We start from the raw sequence: 24094 nt of genomic DNA on the forward strand, positions 1-24094 counted from the left end.
TCGCAGGACGGCGCATGAGGGGTGTAGGCCCCGGCCGGCTCATCGCGCCCCTCATCGGTACGGTGGGCCGGTACTTCGCCGTCGCTGCGAAGCGGTGATCAGGACTCCGGGTGGTCCGGTGTCACCGATCGGCGTTCAGATAGTTCCGCCACCCCCCGTACTCGGTGATATCGGTGGCGTCACGTGATGATTCGTAGTCGCAGGCGAAGCCAGTCACCCATTCCCCGGAATCCAGCTCGACCTTGCCCAGCGTCATGGGTGCGGGCAGGTTGCTCAGGAAGGTGCCCAGTGCGGCGGGGGAGAGGCGGTACAGTTCGCCCGGTAGCGACGCGCCGGAACCGGTCCCGACGCGCAGCATCCCCGGTTTCGGCGGGGTGGCGGGCAGAGCGACCATACGATAGGCCGCCGCGGTCGTGACCTCGCCGAGGAAACGGGCTTTCGCGCCTTCCAGCTGGTGGTGCAGGGGCAAACCGCGCAGATGCGCACCGACGACGAGGAGTTCGGTGCCGGTCTCGGTGAGCAGCGGCGCGGGTTCATCCAGCAACCGGGCGGCCAGGTCGATACCGACCTGATCGGCGAAGGCGGGGGTGATCAGCATGACGCCGAACGGGTCGCCGTCCGCGGTCTCCGCGCCGGGGACGGCGATCCCGGCCAGATCGAGGAGATTGCAGAAGTTGGTGAAGGTGCCCATCCGGCTGTTGATCGCCACCGGCTCCGCCGCCACCGCGTCGAGGGTGGGGTGCTCGGTGGTGGTGGGGAGCAGCAGGGCGGGATGGTCGGCGAACAGTTCGCGGGCCGCGGCCGCCGCGTGGGCGAGGCGGCCGAGGTCGGCGACGTAGGAATGGGCGGCCGGGACCTCGCCGCCGCCGATGATCGCCGCGACGACGGGGTCGGCGCCCTCGGGTGCGCCGCTGAGGAATTCGCCCACCGCGGCATACCGCTGGGCCACGATGGCACCGTCGTAGAGGAGCCGGGCGGCGTCGAGGAGTTCGGTGATATCGACGGTCGCCACCGCACCGCCGCTCGCCCGCCAGCGGTCGACGGTGGCGTCGAAGGCGGCCCGGTAGGCGGGGGTGAGGGAGGTCAGGTTGTGGTCGGCGGGAACGGCGAGGGTCGCCCGGGCCGGGGCGCCGAGCGGCGTGTCGGCGGGCCAGGCGCGGGAACGGGAGTCCTCGGAGTCGGGGCCGATCATGGCCCGGGTGACCTCGGTGGCGAGGGTGAGGTCGCGGGCGAACACGGTGACCGCGTCGTAATCCGGGCAGGCCGGGACCACACCGGTGGTGGGCACCAGGCCGAGGGTGGGTTTGATGCCCACGAGGCCGTTGAGGGCGGCGGGCACCCGTCCGGAGCCGGCGGTATCGGTGCCGAGCGAGGCGTCGGCGATACCGAGGGCCACCGCGACCGCGGAACCGGAGCTGCTGCCGCCCGAGACGCGATCGGGGAACAGGGCATTGCGGACCGGACCGTAGGGGCTGCGGGTGCCGACGAGACCGGTGGCGAACTGGTCCAGATTGGTTTTGCCGAGCACGAGGGCGCCCTGCTCTACCAGGCGTGCCACAGCGGGGGCCGTGCGCTCTGGTGTGGTGGCGAAACCGGGGCAGGCACAGGTGGTGGGGATACCGGCGATATCGATATTGTCCTTGACGGCCAGCAGCACGCCGGCCAGCGGCAACCGCTCGCCCCGGGCGAGCCGGGCTTCGAGGGCGGCGGCCTCGGCCAGTAGGTCGGCCTCGGCGCGCAGGGTGATCCAGATCTCGGGCCGGTCGGTCTCCCGGATACGGCGGTAGGCCCGCGCGACCTTCTCGGTCGGGCCGGCCGGCGCATCCGCCGCCGGGTCCGCTAGCGGTAGTTGCTCCATGGTCATGCCGCTCCTTCGGTTTCGATGGCCACCAGGGGTGCGCCGGTTGTGACTTGATCGCCTGCCGCGACGGTGATCGTGCGGACGGTGCCGGAGACCTCCGCGACCACCGGCAGCTCCATTTTCATCGCCTCGAGGACGAGCAGCGTGGCGCCGGCCTCGACCCGGTCGCCCTCGGCGACCTCCACCCGCCAGACGTTGGCCATCATGGGGGCGGCGGCGAGGTGGGCGCCTTCGGGCAGGTCGAGATCGTCGGCGGCGTCGGGTTCGACCAGGTGGTCGTCCTGGGTGTCGAATTCGCCGTCGGCCTCCCAGCGCTGCCGTTCGGCGGTGAACGCGGCCTGCCGGTGTTCGTCGGTGGCGGCGATATCGGCGGCGTGGGAGTTCAGGAATTCGAGGTGTTCGGCGAAAGCGAACTCACCGGTGGTACTCCGCATCTCGAAACGACCGGCCGACATATCGGCGCGCAGGTCCAGCAGTTCCTCGGCCGATACCGGATACCAGCTGATCTGGTCGAAGAACCGGAACAGCCACGGTTTACCGGATTCGAAGGGGGCACGCTGGCGGTAGCCCGACCAGATGGGGATCGTCCGGCCCACCAGCTGGTAGCCGCCGGGGGATTCCATCCCGTAGACGCACAGGTATTTGCCGCCGATCCCGACCGCGTCGGACGGGGTCCAGGTGCGGGCGGGGTTGTATTTGGTGGTCACCAGGCGGTGGCGGGGGTCGAGCGGGACGGCCAGGGGTGCGCCCAGGTAGACGTCGCCCAGGCCGAGCACCATGTACGTGGCGTCGAAGACGATGCGGCGCACATCCTCGATACTCTCCAGGCCGTTGATGCGGCGGATGAACTCGATATTCGACGGCAGCCAGGGGGCCTTCGGGCGGACACCGTGGCCGTAGCGTTCGATGGCCGCCACGATGGTGGGGTCGTCGAAGGAGAGCGGCAGTTCGATATGGCGGCTGGGGACCCGCAGGTCGGCGGTATCGGGGATATCGTCCTCGAGTTCGCCCAGCAGGCGGACGACCGAGCGCTGGTCGATCACGGCGGGGTCGAAATGCAGATGCAGGGACCGCACACCGGGGGTGATATCGATCAGGCCGGGGATGGAGGCCTGTTCGAGGCGTTCGCTCAGCGCGTGCACCCGCATCCGCAGACCCAGATCGAGTTCCATCGGGCCGTATTCGATGAGCACGTTGTCGTCGGCGCCGCGCAGATATTTGACCTCGGGGGTGCCGGTTCCGGCGTCGCGCCTACCTAGGACACCGTCGTCGTCTTCGCGGGCGCCGAGGAGTTCGGGGCTGCCGGTATTGCGGCCGCGGGCGGCGGGGGAGGAGCGCAGTCCGCCGGTGCGTTCGTCGGCGACCGGCACGAAGCGGACCTGGTCGCCGGGCCGCATCTGACCGAGTTTCCAGCGGTGCGCGGACACCACGGTCAACGGGCAGGCGAAACCGCCGAGGCTGGGACCGTCGGGGCCGAGCAGGATGGGGGTGTCGCCGGAGAGGTTGAGCGCGCCCACGCTGTAGGGGCAGTCGTGCAGATTGGACGGGTGCAGTCCGGCATCGCCGCCGTCGGTGCGCGACCAGGTCGGTTTCGGGCCCGCGAGCCGCAGGCCGGTGCGGTTGGCGTGGGCCTGCACCTGCCAGGTGGACTCGTAGAACTGCGCGATATCGGCGGGAGTGAAGTAGTCGGGGGCGGGCTGCGGGCCCTCACCGACGCCGACGTACCAGGTGTGGCCGAATTCGGGACGCTCGTCGGCGGGAATCGGTGCGGGGGCGAGCAGACCGCCGGCGTCGGGTTTGATGCCGAGGATATCGCCGGTGGCGACGGCGCGGCCGGTGATACCGCCGAACCCGCCGAGGGTGAACGTCGAGGCGCTGCCGTGGTAGTCGGGGGCGAGGATGCCGCCACGCACGGCGAGGTAGGTGCGCAGACCGGTATCGGTGGGGGCGCCGATATCCAGTACCGACCCGGCGGGCACGGTGACCGGCTCCCACATCGGGACCGGCTCGTCGTCCACGGTGACCGGGGCCTCGGCGCCGGTCACGCAGATGACGGTGGTATCGGTGCAGCGCAACCGCGGACCCAGCAGGGTCGCCTCGAGGCCGTTCTCACCCAGCGAATTCCCGACGGCATGGTTGGCCAGCTGGAAGGACAGATCGTCGAACGCGCCCGACGGCGGGATGCCGACACTCCACAATCCGAGCCGCCCCGGGAAATCCTGGATGGTGGTGGACACTCCGGCGCGCAGCACCTCGAGGCGGGGCCGGATGGTGGCCAGACTGCCGAGGGTCGCGGTGGTGTGGCGGGCGTCGAGCATGGGGGAGCTGGTCGCGGCGGCCCGCAGCTGCGGGAGGTTGGTGGTGATACCGAACATGCGGGTCTCGTCGAGCGCCGCGCGCAGCCGGTGCAGGGCTTCGGGGCGGCTCTCGCCGGAGGTGATGATCTTGGCGATCAGCGGGTCGTAGTAGGGGCTGATCTCGGTGCCGGTCTCGACCCAGGTCTCTACCCGGGCGGTGGTGTCCGGGATCACCACCCCGGTGAGCGTGCCGGCGCCGGGACGGTAGTCGTTACCGGGATCCTCGGCGTAGACGCGGGCCTCTACCGCGAAACCGCTGATCGGCGGGCCCGCGTCGGGAATCGCGTCGAGGAACGCCGTTTCGCCGCCGGCCAGCCGCAGCATCCATTCGACCAGGTCGACGCCGGTGACGGCTTCGGTGACCGGGTGTTCCACCTGCAAACGGGTGTTCACCTCGAGGAACGACGCCTCACCGCGGTCCACGTCGTAGATGAACTCGACCGTGCCCGCCGACCGGTAACCGACCTCGCCGAGCAGCCGCCGGCTCGATTCGAGCAGCCGTTCGCTCACCGCGTAGGGCAGACCGGGCGCGGGCGCCTCCTCGATGACCTTCTGGTTGCGGCGTTGCAGACTGCAATCGCGGGTGCCGAGTGAGACCGCACGCCCCCGGCCGTCGCCGAAGATCTGCACCTCCACATGGCGGGCGCGGGCCACGAAACGCTCCAGATACACCGCCGAGGATCCGAAGTTGTTCTGCGCCAGCCGGATCACCCGCTGATAGGCCTCGGTGAGTTCGGCCGCGCTGTCGCATGCGGCCATCCCGATCCCGCCGCCGCCTCCGGCGGCCTTGAGCATCACCGGGTAGCCGATACGCTCGGCCTCGGCCAGGGCCTCGTCGAGCCCGGTGAGCAGCCCGCTGCCCGCGACCAGCGGCACACCGGCCTGCGCGGCGGCCTTGCGGGCGCTGTGTTTATCGCCGAAAAGCCGCAGATGTTCGGCGGCCGGGCCGACGAACGCGATCCCGGCGGCCTCCACCTCCGCCGCGAAATCGGCGTTCTCGGAGAGGAATCCGTATCCCGGATGGATCGCGGTGGCGCCGGTGGACAGCGCCGCCTCGATCACCGCCTCGGCCCGCAGATACGACTCCGCGGCGGGCGCCGGGCCGAGCCGGACCGCGCGATCGGCCATCCGCACATGCCGCGAGCCCTCGTCGGCGTCGGAGAACACCGCGACCGTTTCGATCCCCAGCCGCCGGGCGGTCCCCAGGATGCGGCAGGCGATCTCACCGCGGTTGGCGATCAGCAGGCTTTCGGGCAAGGGTGTATGCAGTGGCGTATACAGCTGCGGGGCGGTCTCGGTCACGGTCGGTCCTCTCGGCGTGGACAGTGCGGCTACCGGAGTAGCCGGGGGTTTCAGGTCTTGGTCGCGCGGGCCATACGGGTCAGCTGGAGTACCTGACCGGCGCGGTCGGCCACCACGCGGCGGGATTGGTCGATATGGGCCAGGAGCTGCTCACGGGCGCCGGTGAGGTCGCGGTCGAGGACGGCCTCGCCGATGGCGATATGTTCCTCGACGGTCGCGAGCATGCGGTCGGGGGTGAGGTAGTCGAACATCCGGACCGGGCGGATCCGGGCGTTCACGGTTTTCAGGGCGTCGGTGAGGGCGTGGTTGCCGGAGGAGTCCAGCAGGACGGAATGGAACTGTTCGTCGGCGATGACGAAACCGGCGTCCGGGTCGGGAGGCGCGGTACGGAAGGCGCGCCAGCGGTCGATCTCCGGACCCAGGACCGCGCGGTCGTGGCCCAGGTCCGGATCGTCGAGCACCCGGGCGATGCCCTGGACTTCCAGCGTGATCCGCAACTCGTAGTAATCGCCCAGGGTGTCCAGGCGCGGCCGATAGGGAAACAGTCCGGTGTCGTGGCGGTCGACCAGGCCGTCGGCCTGCAACCGGGCCAGCGCCTCGCGCACCGGAGTGCGCGAGACACCGTAGCGTTCGGCCAGCCGCTCTTCGCCGAGCCGCTCATCCGGTGCCAGGGCACCGGCCATGAGTTCGTCGCGCAACGCCTTGTACACGGTGTCGCTGCGTGATTCGCGTTTGCTTCGGGGTTCGGTCACGACGCGCAGCCTAGAGAGTCATGGCGGCGCGAACCGTGTCGACGGCAGCGGCACCGCCTTCCCCGGTCGAGGTCACGCGGCCGCTTTCCAGGACGTAGTAGCGGCTCGCCGCCCGCAGTGCGAAACCGATGTGCTGTTCCACCAGCAGCACCCCGAGCCCGCCGCGTTTCACGAGTTCGGTGATGGTGTTCTCGATTTCGGCGACCACCGACGGCTGGATGCCCTCGGTGGGTTCGTCGAGGATGAGCATCCGCGGTTCGGTGATGAGGGCCCGGGCGATGGCCAGCTGCTGGCGCTGGCCGCCCGACAGCAGGCCGGCTCGGCGATTCAGCAGTTCCTTCAACGCGGGAAACAGATCCAGCTGTTCGTCGACGAGCGCCGCGCCGCGTTTACGGCCGTCGGCCACGACCCGCAGATTCTCGGCGGTGGTGAGGTGTCCGAAGCATTGCTGCCCCTGCGGAACATATGCCAGCCCGCGTTTGACCCGCGCGCTCGGCCGCAGCGAGGTGATATCGGCGCCGTCGAACCGGATCCGGCCGCGGCCGGTTTTCACCAGCCCTACCGCCGCCCGCAGCAGAGTGGTCTTCCCGGCGCCGTTATGGCCCATTATCGCGGCGACCCCGTCGGCCGGGACCTCGATACCGACCCCGTGCACCACCTCGGTGCGGCCGTAGCCGGCGTGGACGTCGATGAGTTCCAGCATCGCCTACCCTCCCTGTCCGTTGGTCTGCGCGCGCTGCGCCGCCGTGTCCGGCCCCGGCTCACCCGCGGTGTCGGGTTCGGCGGCGGTACCCAGATACGCCTCCTGCACGGCCGGATCGGCCTGGACCTCGGCCACCGACCCGTCGGCCAGTACCGCGCCGCGCGCCAGCACCGTCACCGAGGTGGCGAAGTTGCGCATGAAGTCCATATCGTGTTCGACGACCACGACGGTGCGTTCGCCGCCGATACGCCGCAGCAGGTTTCCGGTCTCCTCGCGCTCCTCCTGGCTCATCCCGGCGACCGGTTCGTCCAGCAGCAGCACCGAGGCGTTCTGCACGAGCAGCATGCCGATCTCCAGCCACTGCTTCTGACCGTGCGCCAGCGTGCCGGCGGGTTTGTCCCGCAACTTCGTGAGCCCGATGGTTTCCAGCGCCTGCTCGATCGATTCGGAGACCTCGGCCGGGCGGCGGCGCAGCATGGTCCACACCGACCGGCCCGCCCCCGCGGCGATATCGAGGTTCTGCAGTACCGAGAGTTCCTCGAACACACTCGCGGTCTGGAAGGTGCGGCCCACGCCGAGGCGGGCGATCTGGTGCACCTTCTTGCCGAGCAACTCCACCCCCGATTTGGTGACCGACCCGGTGGCCGGCACCAGACCGGTAATGGCGTCGATCATGGTGGTCTTACCCGCGCCGTTGGGGCCGATGAGGAACCGCAGATCGCCCTGGAACAGGGTCAGGTCCACATTCGACACCGCCTTGAAGCCGTCGAATTCGACGCTCAGCCCGCGGACTTCGAGGTAGTCGCTGTGCATTCCGGCGTTCCCGCCGGCGACCGGTCCGGTCACCGTGGGCGCGCTGCTCGCCTGCTCGGTCATGACACTCCTACCGGGGTAGCGGGTGCGGGTTCCTTCGCCGGATCGGCCGGTGGTGCGGGGTCGTTGTCCGGCCGTCGTTTCCGGCGCACCAGCGAGACCAGACCGGCCAGACCCGCCGGGAAGAAACCGACCACGACGATGAAGAGCACGCCCTGGGCGTAGACCCAGCCGGAGGGGAAATTCTCGGAGAGGCCGGTCTGTGCCCAGGCCACCGCGATCGCGCCGAGTACCGGGCCCAGCAAGGTGGTGCGGCCGCCGATGGCGACACCGGTCAGGAAGGCGATGGACGGCACGATCCCGATATCGGCGGGAGAGATGATCCCGACGATCGGTACGAACAGCGCCCCGGCGATCCCGGCGAACAGCGCCGCCACCGCATAGGCGACCACCTTCACATTGGCCGGGTCGTAGCCGAGGAACCGGACCCGCTCCTCCTGATCACGCACCGCGACCAGCAGTTCGCCGTACCGGCTGTACATCAGCTGGCGGGTCAGCGCGACGATCACCAGCAGGGTGGCGGCCGCGATGAAGAACAGCAGCCGCCGGTTGACCGGATCGTTGAGAGCCAGCCCGAAGAAACTGCGGAACCTGTTGAGCCCGTTGCTACCGCCGGTGGACTGCTGACCCACCAGCAGGATCGCGAACGCCGCGGCCAGCGCCTGCGACAGGATCGCGAAATAGGCGCCCTTGACCTTGCGTTTGAAGACGCCGAGCCCCAGCAGCACCGCCACCAGCGGCGGGATGATCAGGATGCCCAGAATCGTCACCAGCGGTGAGGCGAACGGCGCCCAATATCCGGGCAGTTCGCGAATACCCGCGATCTGCATGAAATCCGGGACATCGTCACCGCGCAGCTCGGCGTCGGAGATCTTCAGATGCATGGCCATGATGTAGGCGCCGAGCCCGAAGAACACGCCCTGCCCCAGGGTGAGCATGCCGCCCCGGCCCCACGCCAGCCCGATACCGACGGCGACGATTCCGAAGCACAGGAACTTACCGAGCAGATTGAGCCGGAAATCCGAGAGCACGGCGGGCGCCACCGCGAACAGCAGGACAGCGGCGATCGCGAAACCCGAATAGGCCTTCCAGCGGGTCGTCAAGAATCCCCTCATACCAGACTCCTCGACCGGATCATGAACAGTCCCTGCGGGCGAACCTGCAGGAAGATCACGATGATGACGAATACGATCACCTTCGCCACCGAGGCGGTGGTGCTGTATTCGATGAACGAGTTCAACAGGCCCAGCGCCACCGCGGCGATCACCGCGCCCCGGATCTGGCCGAGCCCGCCGATGACCACCACCAGGAAGGCATCGACCAGGTAGGCGGCGCCGGTATTGGAACTGGTGGAGCCGATCAGCGTCAGCGCCACCCCGGCCACCCCGGCCAGGCCGGACCCGATGAAGAACGTGGTGATATCCGTGCCGCGGCTGGAGATCCCGCTGGTCTCCGCCAGATCGCGATGCTGGACCACGGCCCGGATACGCCGGCCCATCGCGGTGTACTTCATGGTCACCGCGATGGCCGTGACGCACAGCACCGCGAGCAGCATGATGAAGATCCGGGTCTTGGGGACCACGGCCCCCAGGATCTCCACCCCGCCACCGAGCCATTCCGGAGTCACCACGCGAACCGCGGGTGCGCCGAAGATGTCCCGGGCCGCCTGCTGCAGGATCAAGCCGACGCCGAAGGTCACCAGCAGGGTGTCCAGCGGTCTGTCGTACATCCGCTTGATCAGCGTCACCTCGAGGGCCACACCCATGAGACCGCCGACCAGGAATCCGATGAGCAACGAGACGATCAGCGAGACCTCGGCGTTGGAGACCAGGTATTCCTGCACCGTGTACGCGGTGTAGGAGCCGGCCATGATGAACGCGCCGTGGGCCATGTTGATGACGCCCATCTGACCGAAGGTCAGCGACAGCCCCAGGGCCGCCAGCAGCAGGATGGAGCCCAGGCTCAGGCCGGTGAACAACTGCCCGATCAGTGCTTCCACGGAATCAGCCCCCGAGTCCCTCGGCCCACGAGTAGCCCGCCAGGTACGGATCGGGTTCGATGGCCTCGCCGGAATCCCACACGCTGTAGATCAGGCCGTCGGGACGGATCTCGCCGATACGGGCGGTTTTGGTGATGTGGTTGTTCTCGCCGTTGATGGTCACCAGGCCCTCGGGACCCTCGAACGTGACTCCGCCCGCGGCCTTCTGCACATCCGGCACCGTGAACGACTGCGCCTTCTCGACGGAGTTCTTCCACAGGTAGACCGAGACGTAGGCGGCTTCCATCGGATCCGAGGTCGGCTTGTTCGCGCCGTACTTCGCCTTGTACGCCTTCACGAAAGCGTCATTGGCCGGGCTCTTCACGGTCTGGTAGTAGTTCCAGGCGGTGAGCTGGCCGGCGATGTTCTGCACGCCGATACCGCCGACCTCTTCTTCGGCGATCGACACCGAGACAACGGGCATGTCCTGCGGGGTCAGTCCGACGTTCTTGTACTCGCGGAAGAACGCGACATTGGAATCGCCGTTGAGAGTGTTGAACACGGCGTCGGCGTCGGCCGAACGCACCTTGTTGACGATGGTGGAGAAATCGGTGGACCCGAGCGGGGTGTAGTCCTCGCCCTTGATCTCCATCCCGTTCGCCTCGGCGTAGGCCTTGATGATGCGGTTGGCGGTCTGCGGGAACACGTAGTCGCTGCCGACCAGGTACAGCGATTTCACGCCGCGACCTTTGAGGTAGTCGAGGGCGGGCACGATCTGCTGGTTGGTGGTGGCGCCGGTATAGAAGATGTTCTTCGACGATTCCAGGCCCTCGTACTGGACCGGGTAGTAGAGCAGCGCGTTGCGGTCCTCGAACACCGGCAGCATGGCTTTACGGCTGGAGGAGGTCCAGCCACCGAATACCGCGGCGACACAGTCGCTGCTGATCAGCTTCTCCGCCTTCTCGGCGAACACCGTGGGCTCGGAGGCCCCGTCCTCGCCGACCAGTTGAATCTGCTTACCCAGGACGCCGCCCGCGGCGTTGATCTCGTCGACCGCGAGTTTGATCGAATCGCGGACGGTGACCTCGGAGATCGCCATCGTGCCCGAGAGGGAGTTCAGGGAGCCGACCTTGATCGCGGGGCCCGCGGTGTCGACACAGGACGTGGCATTGGAGCCGGCCTGGTCGGTGGCGGAACTGCCGCACGCGGTGACCGCCAGCGCGGTCGCGCATACGGCGGCCGGCAGGGCGAGCAGGGTGCGTGCCCGCCTGCGCGGCCGGCGGTTCGCCGCAGCTGTTGTAGGTGCTTCTGATCTGGCTGCATTCATGACCGTAAGGCCTCCACTCAGGAAAGGTCAGCCCGCTGACTGCACTGCATTCGTCGTTGTATACAGCGGCGTATACGAGGAATTACGGTAAAGACGCCGTGTTTCGCCCACGTATCGCAGCGTGAATGCCGGGTATCGATCGGCCGAGCGGTCGCGGGGGCGCTGCTGAGAGCAGATCCGCTCACAGCAGCGCGGTCTCCCGTTCACCCGTCCGGTCCGGCAGCGTGGGAAACATGGCTCACGACGACAAATCCCCGCTGTTCGGCTGGCGCGCCCGCGAACAACTGCTCGCCCGTCGCATCCTGGTGCTCGACGGTCCGCTCGACGACGACAACGGCACCCTGCTGGCCACCCAGCTGCTCACGCTCGCCGCCGAGGACGGCGAGGCCGGCGTCTCACTGTGGATTCATTCCCCCGGCGGATCGGTGCCGGCGATGCTCGCCATCCGCGATGTGATGCGGCTGGTGCCGTGCCCGGTTTCCACGCTGGCCCTCGGGCTGGCCTGTAGCGCCGGGCAATTCCTGCTCTCCTCGGGCACGCGCGGCAGACGTTTCGCGCTACCGCACGCCCGGATCCTCATGCATCAGGGTTCGGCGGGGATCGGTGGTTCCACGGTCGATGTCGAGGTGCAGGCCGATGATCTGCGGTACACGGTGGAAACGGTTCTCGGACTGATCGCCGAGGACACCGGGCAGCCCTACGACCGGGTCTACGAGGACTCCCTGCACGACCGCTGGTTCAGCGCCACCCAGGCGAAGGACTACGGCTTCATCGACCATATCGTCGGCGAATTCGGCCAGGTGGTGCCGCAACGGCAGCGCGTGGGGATCTCGGCATGAGCGGGGGCCGGTCATGCCCGGGAGGCACGGCATGAGCGGGCGGCGCCCGGAGGCGGCAGCCTGCGTAACCACGGAGGGCGGGGCCCGGTCATGCCCAGGAGGTACAGCATGAGCAGCTACACGATTCCCAATGTGATCGCCCAGCATCCGCGTGGTGAGCGGATCACCGATATCTACTCGCATCTGCTCGCCGAGCGGATCGTGTACCTGGGCACACCCATCGACTCCGGGGTGGCCAACGCGCTCATCGCCCAGCTGCTGCATCTGGAATCGGAGAGCCCGGGCCAGCAGATCGAGTTCTATATCAACTGCGAGGGCGGCGATCTGTCGTCGATGCTCGCGGTCTACGACACCATCCAGCACATCGGCGCGCCGGTGCACACCACGTGCGTGGGGCAGGCGATCGCGGTGGGGGCGGTGCTGCTGGCCGGGGGCGCGTCCGGGCATCGCGCGATGCTCCCGCATGCCCGCGTGGTGCTGCACCAGCCGGCGGCGCGCGGGCAGGGTGCGATTCCGGATCTGATCCTGCAGGCCGACGAGCTGGTGCGGATGCGGGCGGAGATCGAAACCATCCTGTCCCGGCATACCGGCCGGACCCCGCAGCAGCTACGCCACGACACCGATCGCGACCGGGTGTTCACCGCCGCGGCGGCCGTCGAGTACGGGCTCGCGGACACCGTGCTGGCACCGCGGACCTGAACCCACCTCCGGCTGCGCGACGAGCGCGGCCCGGCCGGGTGCCGCGTGTTCCGGGAATGCCCGAACCCGGGGCACGCGGTCCGGGTGGATACCCGGGCCGCGCGGCGTGGGGTGGCTCAGGCCGCGCGCAGCATCGGCGACCGCGCGCCGGTGGGTCGTGGGGCAGGGGCCACCACGGGCCGCCGGCGGGTACGGAGTTCGTCGGCGACCTGCCGGGTGAGTTCGAACAGGGAGGTGCCGAGAGCCCCGGCCAGCGCGGCGATCATCTCGCTGGACGGTTCCTTGCGGCCGCGTTCGACCTCCGACAGGTACTGCGGTGAGATTCCGGCGCGCTCGGCGGTCTCGGCCAGGGTTTCGCGCTGGTCGCCGCGCAGGGCGCGTAGTCGTTCGCCGAGGAGTTCCCGCCAGAGCGGCTCGGGCGGTGTCACCGGCTGCCGGTGCGGACCGTCGGTCTTGCCGCCCGGGATCGCCTGGAGTCTGCGGGACTCGGTCATGGATAGAGCTTAGATTCCGTCCCGCCGGGGGGATACGAATTACGCTACGGGCGGACAACCGCGTGGGCCGGTATTCGCGAAGGGGAAGCGATGGGGGACAGGCGGTTCGCGCGATTCCGGGCCCATCGCGTCTCTGGACGGACACGGCGCCCGCGCCTCTGGACGGACACGGGGCCCGCGCCTCTCGAGGGACGCGGGCCCCGGCCGTCAGCTGCTGCCGAACAGGCCGCGCAGCATATGCCGGTACCACTTCGCCGGATCGTCCCGGCCGTGGTCCCGGTGCCGGTCGTGGTTCCAGTGGTCGTCCCGGTCCCAGTGCCGGTCGCGATCACGATGCCGGTCCCTGTCGCGGTCGTGGTGCCGGTCCCGGTCGGCCTGGGTGTAGCCGGGAGCCGGAGCCTCCGGTCCGGCGGCGGCGGGTGCGGCGAGCGCTGCCAACGGCAGCAGGGTGATCGCACCCGCGACCGCCGTGCGGGCCGCGGCCCGGCGGATCGCGGGTACTGATGTCGTGCGGAACACGTCGAATCCTCTCGTACTGCCCCGGCGCGGCGGCGAAATCCGCGTCGGGGGCGATAGGAATTCACCATCGCGCATTCGAGTGTGAAATGTCACCGTCACGGAAGGATCTCGTGTGGAATCATCCTCGAGTACTAAGGGATCGCCCCGGGATGCCCCCCGTGTGGGCGGGGAGCCGCCCGGACCGGCGGTGGCGGTCACACCCGGTACGGGGTCATATCCCGTGGTCGGCGGGGGCGTTCTGTCTCACAATCGAGACTTCCCGAGGTGGAGGAACTTTCTGGAACGTGGCATCGTTGTCAGAGAGATCAGGTGGATCGACCGAGATCCGTCTGGCTCGCAACAGAAAGTATGAAGTAAGTATCATGGCTCAAGGCAGCGTGAAGTGGTTCAACAGCGAGAAGGGCTTCGGCTTCATCGCGCAAGACGGGGGCGGACCTGACGTCTTCGTGCATTACTCGGCAGTATCCGGCAGCGGTTTCCGTACCCTCGAAGAGGGTCAGCGGGTGGAGTTCGAGATCGGGCAGGGCCAGAAGGGTCCTCAGGCTCAGGACGTCCGCGCCATCTGAGTGGTGTGACGAAGTAGCGGGGCCCTGTACCGGAAGGTACGGGGCCCCGCCTCGTATCCGGGGGATTTTCCGAAAAACGCGTGGGAAGTTGTTCTCGATCAGCGCATATCCATATGTGTCATGTCCCCTCGAATATGCCGTCGGTGGGTCGATCATAGAATTTCCTGATAATCGGGTGCGGGATCATGTGATCCCGTTCCGGGCACTTCGTGGCCTGCCGAAACTGCTCTGCACCGGACAGGTTCCGGTCATATTTACGGTGTATGCCCTGGTGGAGCCGGTGTCGATTACTGAATCAGGCATATCTCGATACTATTACGTGTGACTCGAGGCACTTATCCGGCGAATTTGCTAATGCCTGATCCGCGGGGGTCGATGTATCGCGTGACAGTCGATTTCGGCTGGTACGTATCGGAAAGGAAAAACCATGATCCCCGTTATCATCGACACCGGTTCCGCCGCCGTCAGCGGTCTTTTCGAGACCCTGTGGACCCTGCTCTTCGGCTGAGCCACGGTATGAATGCCCCGGTCTCCGACTGCGCTGGAGACCGGGGCATTCGTGATTCCGGCCACCCGGCGCCGCGGTCGGCGCAGGTGGCGGGATATGTGACGGCGGCCGACCACGAGGGGGAGGGTCAACGCCGGGATCGGGCCGAACTAAGCTTGGCCGCGTCAACCGGCTGTCCCCCGTCACCCAGGAGTAACCCACTGTGAGCCAAGCAGGCCGTCCTGTAGTTCTGATCGCCGACAAGCTCGCCCAGTCGACCGTCGATGCGCTCGGTGACGGTGTCGAGGTCCGCTGGGTCGACGGCCCGGATCGGCCGGCCCTGCTGGCCGCGGTACCGGAGGCCGACGCGATCCTGGTGCGCTCGGCGACCACCGTCGATGCCGAAGTACTCGAGGCCGGCAAGAACCTGAAGATCGTGGCCCGGGCCGGGGTCGGCCTGGACAACGTCGATGTCCCCGCCGCCACCGAACGTGGCGTCATGGTGGTGAACGCGCCCACCTCCAATATCCACACCGCCGCCGAGCACGCCGTCACTCTCATGCTCAGTGCGGCCCGCCAGATCCCCGCCGCCGACGCGACCCTGCGTGAGCGCACCTGGAAGCGCAGCAGCTTCAACGGCGTGGAGATCTTCGGCAAAACCGTCGGCGTGATCGGCCTCGGCCGGATCGGGCAGCTGTTCGCGGCCCGCCTGGCGGCCTTCGAAACCAAGATCGTCGCCTACGACCCCTACGTCTCGCCGGCGCGCGCCGCCCAGCTCGGTATCGAACTGCTGAGCCTGGACGAGGTGCTCGAACGCGCCGACCTCATCTCGATCCACCTGCCGAAGACCCCGGAGACCAAGGGCCTGCTCGGCACGGAAGCGATCGCCAAGACCAAGCCGGGCGTCATCATCGTCAACGCCGCGCGCGGCGGTCTGGTGGACGAGGCCGCGCTGGCCGACGCCATCCGGTCCGGGCATGTGCGGGCCGCCGGTATCGACGTCTACGCGACCGAGCCGTGCACCGACAGCCCGCTGTTCGAGCTGCCGCAGGTCGTGGTGACCCCGCATCTGGGCGCTTCCACCACCGAGGCGCAGGACCGGGCCGGTACCGATGTCGCCAAATCCGTCCTGCTGGCGCTGGCCGGTGAGTTCGTGCCGGGCGCGGTCAACGTGACCGGCGGCGTGGTCGGTGACGAGGTCGCCCCCTGGCTGGATCTGGTCCGCAAACAGGGCGCGCTGCTGGGGGCGCTGGCCGACGAACTGCCGGTGAGCCTCGAGGTGCAGGTGCGTGGCGAACTGGCCTCCTCCCAGGTCGAGGTGCTGCAGCTGGCCGCGTTGCGCGGTGTCTTCTCCGCTCATGTCGACGACCAGGTCACCTTCGTCAACGCCCCCGCGCTGGCCCAGGACCGGGGTATCAGTGCCGAGGTCACCACGGTGACCGAGAGCCCGAGCCACCGCAGCCTGGTGGATCTGCGGGCGGTGTTCGGCGACGGCCGCACCCTCAATGTCGCCGGTACCCTGACCGAACCGCGGCAGGTCGAGAAGATCGTCAACATCAACGGCCGCAACTACGATATGCGCGCCGAGGGCATCAACCTGGCCGTTCTCAACTACGACGACCGGCCGGGCGCGCTGGGCAAGGTCGGCACCGCGCTGGGCGCCGCCGAGATCGATATCCTCGCCGCGCAGCTCACCCAGGACGCCAACAAGGAAGGCGCCACCGTGGTGCTGCGCGTCAACAAGGAGGTGCCCGAAGCGGTGCGCTCCGAGATCGCCGATGCGGTGGGCGCCGCCAAGGTCGCGCTGGTCGACCTGTTCTGAGGTAGCCGAGCGCGGTGCCTGCCCAGGGCCGGGGCACCGCCGAGGCAGCCGCGGGTGGGTCCGGGCGCGGCCCGGCCCACCCGGCATCGAACCGTCCGCGCGGGCCGGTCCGGCCCGATGCCGTGTCCGGCCCTGGCCCGATGGCCGCGTTCGCCCTGTTCGCGGCCGGTCGTACAGAGAAAGCGTGGTTGTCATGAAGCTCGCCGTGATCCCCGGTGACGGTATCGGCCCCGAGGTCATCGCCGAAGCCCTCAAGGTGCTCGACGTGGTGCTGCCGGGTGTCGAACGGACCGAATACGACCTCGGCGCCAAGCGCTACCACGCCACCGGCGAGGTCCTGCCGGATTCGGTGCTGCCCGAACTGAAACAGCACGACGCCATCCTGCTCGGCGCGATCGGCGACCCGTCGGTACCCAGCGGTCTACTCGAACGCGGACTGCTGCTGCGCACCCGGTTCGCCCTGGACCACCATGTGAACCTGCGGCCGTCCAAGCTGTACCCGGGCGTCGGCAGCCCGCTGGCCGGCACCCCCGAAATCGACTTCGTCGTGGTGCGCGAAGGTACCGAGGGCCCGTACACGGGCACCGGCGGCGCGATCCGCGTGGATACCCCGCACGAGGTCGCCACCGAGGTCAGTACCAACACCAGGTTCGGTGTGGAGCGGGTGGTCCGGTACGCCTTCGCCAAGGCGCAGACCCGCCGCAAGCACCTCACCCTGGTGCACAAGACCAATGTGCTGGCCTTCGCCGGTTCGCTGTGGCAGCGGACGGTGGACGTGGTCGGCGCCGAATTCCCGGAGGTCGAGGTCGCCTACCAGCACATCGACGCCGCCACCATCCATATGGTCAACGATCCGGGCCGGTTCGATGTGATCGTCACCGACAACCTGTTCGGCGATATCATCACCGACCTCGCCGCCGCCGTCAGCGGCGGTATCGGCCTGGCGGCCTCCGGCAATATCGATGCCACCGGCACCAACCCCAGCATGTTCGAGCCGGTCCACGGTAGTGCTCCGGATATCGCCGGCCAGTCGAAGGCGGACCCGACCGCGGCGATCCTCTCGGTCTCGCTGCTGCTCGAGCACAAGGGCGAAGCCGAGGCCGCCACCCGCATCCAGGACGCGGTCGCCAAGGACCTGTCCGCCCGCACCGGCACGTCCTCGACCACCCAGGTCGGCGATCGGATCGCCGCCGCCGTCTGACCGCGCGGCAGTCGGGTTCGGCGGCGATGATCTGGCGCCGAACCCGATATCATCGGGACTATCCGAGCGGTATCCCCCGAGGGGCGGGTCCGAGTACTGGGAGGCAGCATGACCGCGTGGCACGCCACCGGTGATACCGGTTTCGGCCCGTATACGGTTCTGGATCTGTATGACCTGCCGGACGACGGCAAGGGCTTCGAACTCGAGGACGGGTGGCTGGTCGAGGTGGCAGCGGGGGCTCGGCACAACTGGATCGCACGGACACTGGCCCGGAAAATAGAAGCGGCGCTCGACGGTGCGGGAGTGATCGTCTGCGACGGCGGGGAGTGGGAGGTCAGTACACCGGCAGGCGTACGCAAGCCGGATATCGCACTGGTGCCGTACTCCGTAGCGCGATCTGTCATCGCCGAGGGATCCCCGAAGCTGATTCCCGGGATCGACCTGCTACTGGTGGTGGAAGTCGTATCACCGGGCAGCGGAAGTGAGCGAACCGACAGGGTCCGAAAAGTGCGAGAGTACGCCGGGTTGGGTGTTCCGCAGTACTGGATCGTCGAGCATCAACCGGGTCTCCGAATCCGCCGCGGGATCCTCGACGGGGGCACTTACCGATGGGAACCCGAAGTCGCTGCAGGGCAGCAGTTCACCGCTGAGATCGAGGCGGACAGCACGATCTCGGTGGCGTTCGATCCCGCAGTACTCATCGATATCTGACGATCACCGGTTCCGGGCAGTCGCTGCAGCGCACTGCCGAAAGCACTCCATCCGCCCCGTGCGGTCGGCTCACACCGGCCATCGGCGGCGGGTTGGCACGGGGTCCGGGCGGCATCGCCCGGACCCCGTCGCTCACTCCAGGGGTTTTTCCGAATCCACCGGGACCAGGGGGATCGCCGCGGCCGCCAGGGCCGCCGCGGCGAGGTAGGCGGCGGGGAAGCCGGTCGCGGTGATCAGCGCGCCGAACACCGGAGGAACCGCCGCGATCGCCAGATTCTGGCCGGTGTTCTGGATGCCCAGGCCGCGACCGCTCCAGAACGGCCCGGCCCGCTCGGCGATGGCGGTGAACGCCAGCCCGTTGTCGGAGACCGTCACCACCGACGCGATCACCAGGAGTGGGACGGCCGCCCACCACCAGTGCGTCCAGGCGGTCAGGGCCAGCAGGAACATGGTGGTCACCGCAGCGATGGCGACCTGGCGCAGCGGGCCCATCCGGCTCCCGACCCGGTCCGACCAGGCGCCTGCGCCGATCCGGCCCAGCGCGCCCAGGATCTGGGTGCCGGTCACCAGCGCGCCGGAGGCCGCCAGCGACCAGCCCAGGTCGCGGTGCAGCCAGAGCAGAGCGAAGGTCCACACGGTGCCCTGCGGAACCACCAGCAGGATGGATACGCCGTGGATCCGCCACAGCGTCCCACTGCCGCGATAGGGATTGGCGCCGACCGCTTCGGCACGCGGCGGCCGAGGCGGGTCGATGATGCCGATCAGGCAGCCGATGGCGGCGACTCCCGCGAGCACCGCGGGTACCGCGATCGCCGGCGCGACGCCGAAACCGTCGGCCACCAGCGGAATGGTCATGGCACCGATACCGACACCCAGTGGCTGCCCGGTCTGTCGGATACCCATGGCCAGCCCGCGGCGGTCGGGCGGGAACCAGCCGACGATCACCCGCCCGCTGGCGCCGTTGGTACTGGCCGCGCCCATCCCGCCGAGGAACAGCAGCACTCCGAGCAGGGGGTAGCTGGTGGTGAAGGCCGCCGCGCCGCCCGCGACGCACATGATCGCCGGGCCCGCGACCAGCGCCAGGCGTTCACCGAGCCGGTCGACGAGGTAACCCCAGGCGATGAGGGTGCAGCACAGTCCGACGGTGGGCATGGCCACCAGCAGCCCGGCCGTGGGTAGCGGCATACCGCCCGCGGTGAGCGCGGGCAACAGGAACGGGACGCCGTGCACGAAGATCGCGCTCGAGGTCTGCGCGAATACGCCGAGGCCCAGCATGAGCCAGCGATGAATCGGGGACACCGTGGGTTTTCCGGGCGCTGTGGCCGGTGAGCTGTACGCCATCGTTCCTCGTCTCAGCCTGATATCTCAATATATGAGAAGCAAGTCTCATTCTATGAACTAACGTGCCTACCGTACACCTCTGGAACCACCGCACTCCACACGGTGTAGCGGTTCTCACCGCCCGGCCACGCCCACCTGTCGGGCACATTCGGGCTGGTGGAACCGGCTGGATAGACTCCGACCATGCGTCTAGGTCGAGTAGCCAGCCCCGACGGGGTCGCGTTCGTCGCCATCGAGGGCGAGACCGCCAAGGAAATAGCCGAGCATCCGTTCGGTACGCCGACGTTCACCGGCCGCAGCTGGCCGCTGGCCGATATCCGGCTGCTCGCCCCCATCCTGGCGAGCAAGGTGATCTGCGTGGGTAAGAACTACGCGGCCCATGCCGCGGAAATGGGCGGCGAGGCACCGGAGGATCCGGTGATCTTCATGAAGCCGAGTACCTCCATCGTCGGCCCGAACGTCCCTATCGTCATGCCGCCCAGCTCCTCCCGGGTCGACTACGAGGGCGAACTGGCAGTCGTCATCGGCCGGCCCTGTAAAGATGTACCCGCCGCGCGCGCCAAGGACGTCATCCTCGGATACACCGTCGCCAACGATGTCACCGCCCGCGATCAGCAGGCGCAGGACGGTCAGTGGACCCGGGCCAAGGGTTACGACACCTTCTGCCCGCTCGGCCCCTGGATCGAAACCGATTTCGACCCGGCCGACCGCGAGATCACCACCGAACTCGACGGCGAGATCCGCCAGCGCAGCACCACATCGCTACTGCTGCACGATATTCCGGAAATTATCGAATGGGTCACCCGAGTGATGACGCTACTGCCCGGCGACGTGATCCTCACCGGAACCCCCGAAGGTGTCGGACCGATGAAAGACGGACAGACCGTATCGGTAACCGTCGCCGGAATCGGAACCCTCACCAATCCTGTTGCCGCAAAACGCTGAACGAAAGAGAGACATGACAAACGTACGGGTCCGTTTCTGCCCGTCGCCGACCGGAACGCCGCATGTCGGACTCATCCGGACGGCGCTGTTCAACTGGGCCCATGCCCGGCATCACGGCGGCACCTTCGTCTTCCGAATCGAAGACACCGATGCCGCAAGGGATTCCGAAGAATCCTATTCGGCGCTACTGGACGCATTGCGATGGCTCGGCCTCGAATGGGACGAGGGACCGGAAATCGGCGGGCCCTACGCGCCGTATAGGCAGTCGCAGCGGCGCGAAATCCACAGCGAGGTGGTGCAAAAACTCCTCGACGCCGGCGAAGCCTACGAATCCTTTTCCACGCCGGCCGAAGTCGAAGAACGCCACCGGGCCGCCGGACGGGACCCGAAACTCGGCTACGATAATTTCGATCGTGATCTCACACCCGAGCGGATCGCCGAGTACAAGGCCGCCGGTCGTGGCCCCGTCGTACGCCTCCGGATGCCCGATACCGATATCACCTGGCACGATCTGGTGCGCGGGGAAACCACCTTCAAGGCCGGCACGGTCCCGGACTACGCGCTCACCCGTGGCACCGGCGACCCGCTGTACACGCTGGTGAACCCGGTCGACGACGCCACCATGCGGATCACCCACGTACTGCGCGGCGAAGATCTGCTGTCCTCCACCCCGCGCCAGATCGCCCTGTATCAGGCATTGCAGCGGATCGGCGTCACGGATTTCACCCCCGAATTCGGCCACCTGCCGTTCGTGATGGGGCAGGGAAACAAGAAGCTCTCCAAACGTGACCCCGAGGCCGATCTGTTCCTGCATCGTGAACGCGGATTCATCCCCGAGGGTTTGCTGAACTACCTCGCGTTGCTCGGCTGGAGCATCGCCGACGACCACGATGTGTTCTCGATGACCGAGATGATCGCGGCCTTCGACGTATCGAAAGTGAATTCGAATCCGGCCCGATTCGACCAGAAGAAGGCCGACGCGATCAACGCCGAGCATATCCGTATGCTGGATCCGGCTGATTTCGCTGGACGGTTGCGAGAATTCTTTGCCCACCGCGGATATATCGATGGAGAAACCGGCGTAAAGGTCGACGAAAAAGTATTCGCGGCCGCCGCGGATCTGGTCCAGACCCGTATTGTCGTACTCGACGACGCGTGGGGACTTCTGCGATTCCTGTTCGCCCCGGCCGACGGGTTCGCCATCGATCCGGCCGCCGGAAAGAAGAATTTGGGGCCGGACGCCGTTCCGGTTCTGGACGCCGCTGTTTCCGCGCTCGAACCATTGACAGTATGGTCCACCGCCGAGATCGAGAACGCGCTCAAAACGGCGCTCATCGACCGTATGGAATTGAAGCCGAGAAAAGCGTTCGCGCCGGTGCGGGTCGCGGCCACCGGATCGCATATCAGCCCGCCGCTCTACGAATCCCTGGAACTGCTCGGCCGCGAGGAGACCATGCGGCGGCTGCGCGCCGGCCGCGACTGGGTCGCGCCGGTCGAATGACCACGCGCCGGGCGGTCGCTACGGCCGCCCGGCGCCGGTCCCGGCAGGGACTCCCGGGTGGGATCCGTGGTCGGCAGTGGCGCAACTCGACCGATCCGCACCGCGCTTCGCCCATTTGACCAGGCGATTTGTAGTTTCCCCCGAGCAGTTTGGTACTCTCTTTCTCGGCCGGAACGACGGTGCCACCGCAGCCAGCGGTGCAGCCGAAAGCCCTGGTCATTGGGGTATGGTGTAATTGGCAACACAGCTGATTCTGGTTCAGCCATTCTAGGTTCGAGTCCTGGTACCCCAGCGGAAATCGCTCTCAGCTTCATCGTCCAGATGCGGTGTACAACGATTATCCAGGCGATTTGGTCGCCGCCGCCCGGTCGGTTACGCTGATCGAGCTTCGGATCGAGAGATCCACGATCCACTCCAGCCAGGAGTTGATCACAAGTCCTGGCCCCGTCGTCTAGCGGCCTAGGACGCCGCCCTCTCAAGGCGGTAGCGCGGGTTCAAATCCCGTCGGGGCTACTCAGCTGACAGGCTCATGCTCATGGAGAGCATGAGCCTTTGCTGATTCGTGGTGTTTTGCGGGGGTTCAACCCCCGCACCCCGACCAGGGGGCTCGGCGCCCCCTGGACCCCCCTCTGCGGAGTGCTGGCAGTCCGGATGTTCGCCGGGGCTGCGCCCCTGGGCCCTTCGCGGTTGCCGGCATTCGGGAATGCCGGGGTTGCGTCGTTTCGCCACGCCGGATGGGCGACGCGCGGACTTCCTGCGATGACATTCGCGAACCCACTAGGGGGCGTCGACGAGGTTGGTACGGCGAAGGTCTTTCGGTGTGTCGTCGCGGTGGATGTTGTCCTGATCCAGTGGACGGTATGCCGGTGTCTCGTCTCCCGAAGCCTGCACCCGAACCGGGCTTCGGTAGCCGTAGCGGCAAGGCCCGCCGCCGTGGCCCAGCCGGTACCGAAGGTGGCGGTGACCTCGCGGATAGATTCCTGTTCCCTCGTGCCGAGTTCAGCGAGGCCCTGAAAGGTTTCGGCCCGTCCCTGCTTTCCGCCCTCGAAGCGAAGCGGCGCAGCCGCCAGTCTCGAGGGCGGAAAGCAGGGACCCCAGGGGGCCGAAACCCCGCGCGCGTCAGCGCGCCAAATATGCAGCCGTGGAACCGCCCAGGGGCATGGCGGGTAGGCCCAGTTTGCGGTGGTCCCAGCTGCGGATGCGGTCGGGGACCACGCGGACCGCGACGCGTTTGTGCAGCATGCCCTCGACGTATTCACGCATATCGTCGGTGTAGGGGCCGGTGTAGCGTTCCCAGACGCTGACGCCGACGGCGAACAGTTTCTCGGGGTCGTCGATGATTTCGGCGCGGCCCTCGAGGGCGACGCCGCGCAGGGTGTCGTAGGTGTCGCCGGCCTCGACCATGCAGGTGATGGTGGGGTCGCGGCGCAGGTTGACGGCCTTCTGGGATTTGCCCTTCGTCTCGAACCAGAGTTCGGGGATGGCGCCGGGGTTGTCCGGATCGGCGATCAGCGCGTACCACATGGCGGTCAGATGCGGTTTTCCGTTCGCACCGAGCGAGGCCAGGGTGGCGACGCGGCTGCGGCTGAGGAAATCGGCGATCTCGGTGTCGGTCATCACGATCTGTGACCGTTGGTTCACTCCCATGGGGTCACCATAAGTGACGGCGCCCGCCCGCCGCTCCGGGTCGTCGATGCAGGGTTCTCGCGGAGCCCGCGGCGCGCGGCATTCTCGGATCCGCCGCTGCGGGCGTCCGAGAGTCGCCGACGTGGGCGTCCGAGAGTCGCCGACGTGGGCGTCCGAGAGTCGCCGACGC

20 protein-coding genes and 2 tRNA genes are annotated in these 24094 nt (G+C 67.9%); 10 read left to right on the forward strand and 12 right to left on the reverse strand.

Annotated features, from left to right (window positions below; genetic code table 11):
- Positions 1-121 precede the first annotated feature (121 nt).
- The 8 genes from atzF to urtA are packed head-to-tail and all read right to left on the reverse strand — an operon-like array spanning position 122 to position 11153.
- Complete coding sequence (gene atzF / locus AB0F41_RS13430; protein WP_357423357.1) at positions 122-1864, reverse strand: allophanate hydrolase; 1743 nt, start codon at positions 1862-1864, stop codon at positions 122-124.
- Complete coding sequence (gene uca / locus AB0F41_RS13435; RefSeq protein WP_357423359.1) at positions 1861-5520, reverse strand: urea carboxylase; 3660 nt, start codon at positions 5518-5520, stop codon at positions 1861-1863. Before uca ends, atzF begins: the two co-directional genes overlap by 4 nt.
- A gap of 50 nt (positions 5521-5570) precedes the next feature.
- A complete protein-coding gene (locus tag AB0F41_RS13440; RefSeq protein ID WP_357423361.1) occupies positions 5571-6272 on the reverse strand; it encodes a GntR family transcriptional regulator in 702 nt (233 codons plus the stop codon).
- A gap of 10 nt (positions 6273-6282) precedes the next feature.
- Positions 6283-6975 carry an urea ABC transporter ATP-binding subunit UrtE gene (urtE, locus tag AB0F41_RS13445; RefSeq protein ID WP_357423363.1) on the reverse strand — a complete coding sequence of 231 codons (693 nt, stop codon included), beginning with the start codon at positions 6973-6975 and terminating at the stop codon, positions 6283-6285.
- Positions 6976-6978: 3 nt separating this feature from the next.
- Positions 6979-7851, reverse strand: coding sequence for an urea ABC transporter ATP-binding protein UrtD (gene urtD, locus AB0F41_RS13450; protein WP_357423365.1), 873 nt, complete (start codon positions 7849-7851; stop codon positions 6979-6981).
- The gene (gene urtC, locus AB0F41_RS13455) at positions 7848-8963 is read right to left on the reverse strand and encodes an urea ABC transporter permease subunit UrtC (protein WP_357423367.1); all 1116 of its coding nucleotides are present in this window, start codon (positions 8961-8963) and stop codon (positions 7848-7850) included. Before urtC ends, urtD begins: the two co-directional genes overlap by 4 nt.
- Positions 8960-9847, reverse strand: coding sequence for an urea ABC transporter permease subunit UrtB (urtB, locus tag AB0F41_RS13460; protein ID WP_357423369.1), 888 nt, complete (start codon positions 9845-9847; stop codon positions 8960-8962). The genes urtC and urtB overlap by 4 nt, the downstream gene beginning before the upstream one ends.
- A 4-nt stretch (positions 9848-9851) precedes the next feature.
- The gene (gene urtA, locus AB0F41_RS13465; protein ID WP_357423371.1) at positions 9852-11153 is read right to left on the reverse strand and encodes an urea ABC transporter substrate-binding protein; all 1302 of its coding nucleotides are present in this window, start codon (positions 11151-11153) and stop codon (positions 9852-9854) included.
- 233 nt (positions 11154-11386) lie between these two features.
- Here urtA and AB0F41_RS13470 point away from each other — a divergent pair, with 233 nt between their 5' ends.
- Positions 11387-11992, forward strand: a complete 606-nt coding sequence (locus tag AB0F41_RS13470) for an ATP-dependent Clp protease proteolytic subunit (protein WP_357423373.1) — start codon at positions 11387-11389, stop codon at positions 11990-11992.
- Between the two features lie 108 nt (positions 11993-12100).
- Entirely contained in the window at positions 12101-12691 is a 591-nt protein-coding gene (locus tag AB0F41_RS13475; protein WP_357423375.1) for an ATP-dependent Clp protease proteolytic subunit, read from the forward strand.
- Positions 12692-12807: 116 nt separating this feature from the next.
- Here the strand turns inward: AB0F41_RS13475 and AB0F41_RS13480 are convergent, their stop codons facing one another.
- Both AB0F41_RS13480 and AB0F41_RS13485 read right to left on the reverse strand, forming a co-directional pair.
- Complete coding sequence (locus AB0F41_RS13480) at positions 12808-13185, reverse strand: helix-turn-helix transcriptional regulator (RefSeq protein WP_357423377.1); 378 nt, start codon at positions 13183-13185, stop codon at positions 12808-12810.
- 207 nt (positions 13186-13392) lie between these two features.
- Complete coding sequence (locus tag AB0F41_RS13485; protein WP_357423379.1) at positions 13393-13704, reverse strand: hypothetical protein; 312 nt, start codon at positions 13702-13704, stop codon at positions 13393-13395.
- A 362-nt stretch (positions 13705-14066) separates the two neighbouring features.
- Between AB0F41_RS13485 and AB0F41_RS13490 the strand changes: the two genes are divergently transcribed.
- From AB0F41_RS13490 to AB0F41_RS13505, 4 genes are all read left to right on the forward strand, one after another.
- Positions 14067-14270 (forward strand): cold-shock protein, encoded by a 204-nt coding sequence (locus tag AB0F41_RS13490; protein ID WP_030521844.1) that lies wholly within the window; start codon positions 14067-14069, stop codon positions 14268-14270.
- A 710-nt stretch (positions 14271-14980) separates the two neighbouring features.
- Positions 14981-16579, forward strand: coding sequence for a phosphoglycerate dehydrogenase (serA, locus tag AB0F41_RS13495; RefSeq protein ID WP_357423381.1), 1599 nt, complete (start codon positions 14981-14983; stop codon positions 16577-16579).
- 193 nt (positions 16580-16772) lie between these two features.
- Positions 16773-17780, forward strand: coding sequence for a 3-isopropylmalate dehydrogenase (locus tag AB0F41_RS13500; protein ID WP_357423465.1), 1008 nt, complete (start codon positions 16773-16775; stop codon positions 17778-17780).
- 108 nt (positions 17781-17888) lie between these two features.
- Positions 17889-18491 carry a Uma2 family endonuclease gene (locus AB0F41_RS13505; RefSeq protein ID WP_357423383.1) on the forward strand — a complete coding sequence of 201 codons (603 nt, stop codon included), beginning with the start codon at positions 17889-17891 and terminating at the stop codon, positions 18489-18491.
- 132 nt (positions 18492-18623) lie between these two features.
- Here AB0F41_RS13505 and AB0F41_RS13510 read toward each other — a convergent pair whose 3' ends face one another.
- Positions 18624-19832 carry an MFS transporter gene (locus tag AB0F41_RS13510; protein ID WP_357423385.1) on the reverse strand — a complete coding sequence of 403 codons (1209 nt, stop codon included), beginning with the start codon at positions 19830-19832 and terminating at the stop codon, positions 18624-18626.
- A gap of 183 nt (positions 19833-20015) precedes the next feature.
- On the opposite strand from AB0F41_RS13510, the gene AB0F41_RS13515 reads away from it, so the two are divergent.
- The 4 genes from AB0F41_RS13515 (at position 20016) to AB0F41_RS13530 (ending at position 22791) form a co-directional block, all read left to right on the forward strand.
- On the forward strand, positions 20016-20777 hold the full coding sequence (locus tag AB0F41_RS13515; RefSeq protein WP_357423387.1) for a fumarylacetoacetate hydrolase family protein: 762 nt from the start codon (positions 20016-20018) through the stop codon (positions 20775-20777).
- 13 nt (positions 20778-20790) lie between these two features.
- A complete protein-coding gene (gene gltX, locus AB0F41_RS13520; protein ID WP_357423389.1) occupies positions 20791-22278 on the forward strand; it encodes a glutamate--tRNA ligase in 1488 nt (495 codons plus the stop codon).
- A 220-nt stretch (positions 22279-22498) separates the two neighbouring features.
- A tRNA-Gln gene (locus AB0F41_RS13525) sits at positions 22499-22570 on the forward strand.
- A gap of 148 nt (positions 22571-22718) precedes the next feature.
- Positions 22719-22791: transfer RNA gene (locus tag AB0F41_RS13530), tRNA-Glu, on the forward strand.
- Positions 22792-23397: 606 nt separating this feature from the next.
- On the opposite strand, the gene AB0F41_RS13535 is transcribed toward AB0F41_RS13530, so the two are convergent.
- Complete coding sequence (locus tag AB0F41_RS13535) at positions 23398-23925, reverse strand: PPOX class F420-dependent oxidoreductase (RefSeq protein WP_357423391.1); 528 nt, start codon at positions 23923-23925, stop codon at positions 23398-23400.
- Positions 23926-24094 lie beyond the last annotated feature (169 nt).

It is taken from the genome of Nocardia sp. NPDC024068 (assembly GCF_040638875.1).
GTDB lineage: Bacteria > Actinomycetota > Actinomycetes > Mycobacteriales > Mycobacteriaceae > Nocardia.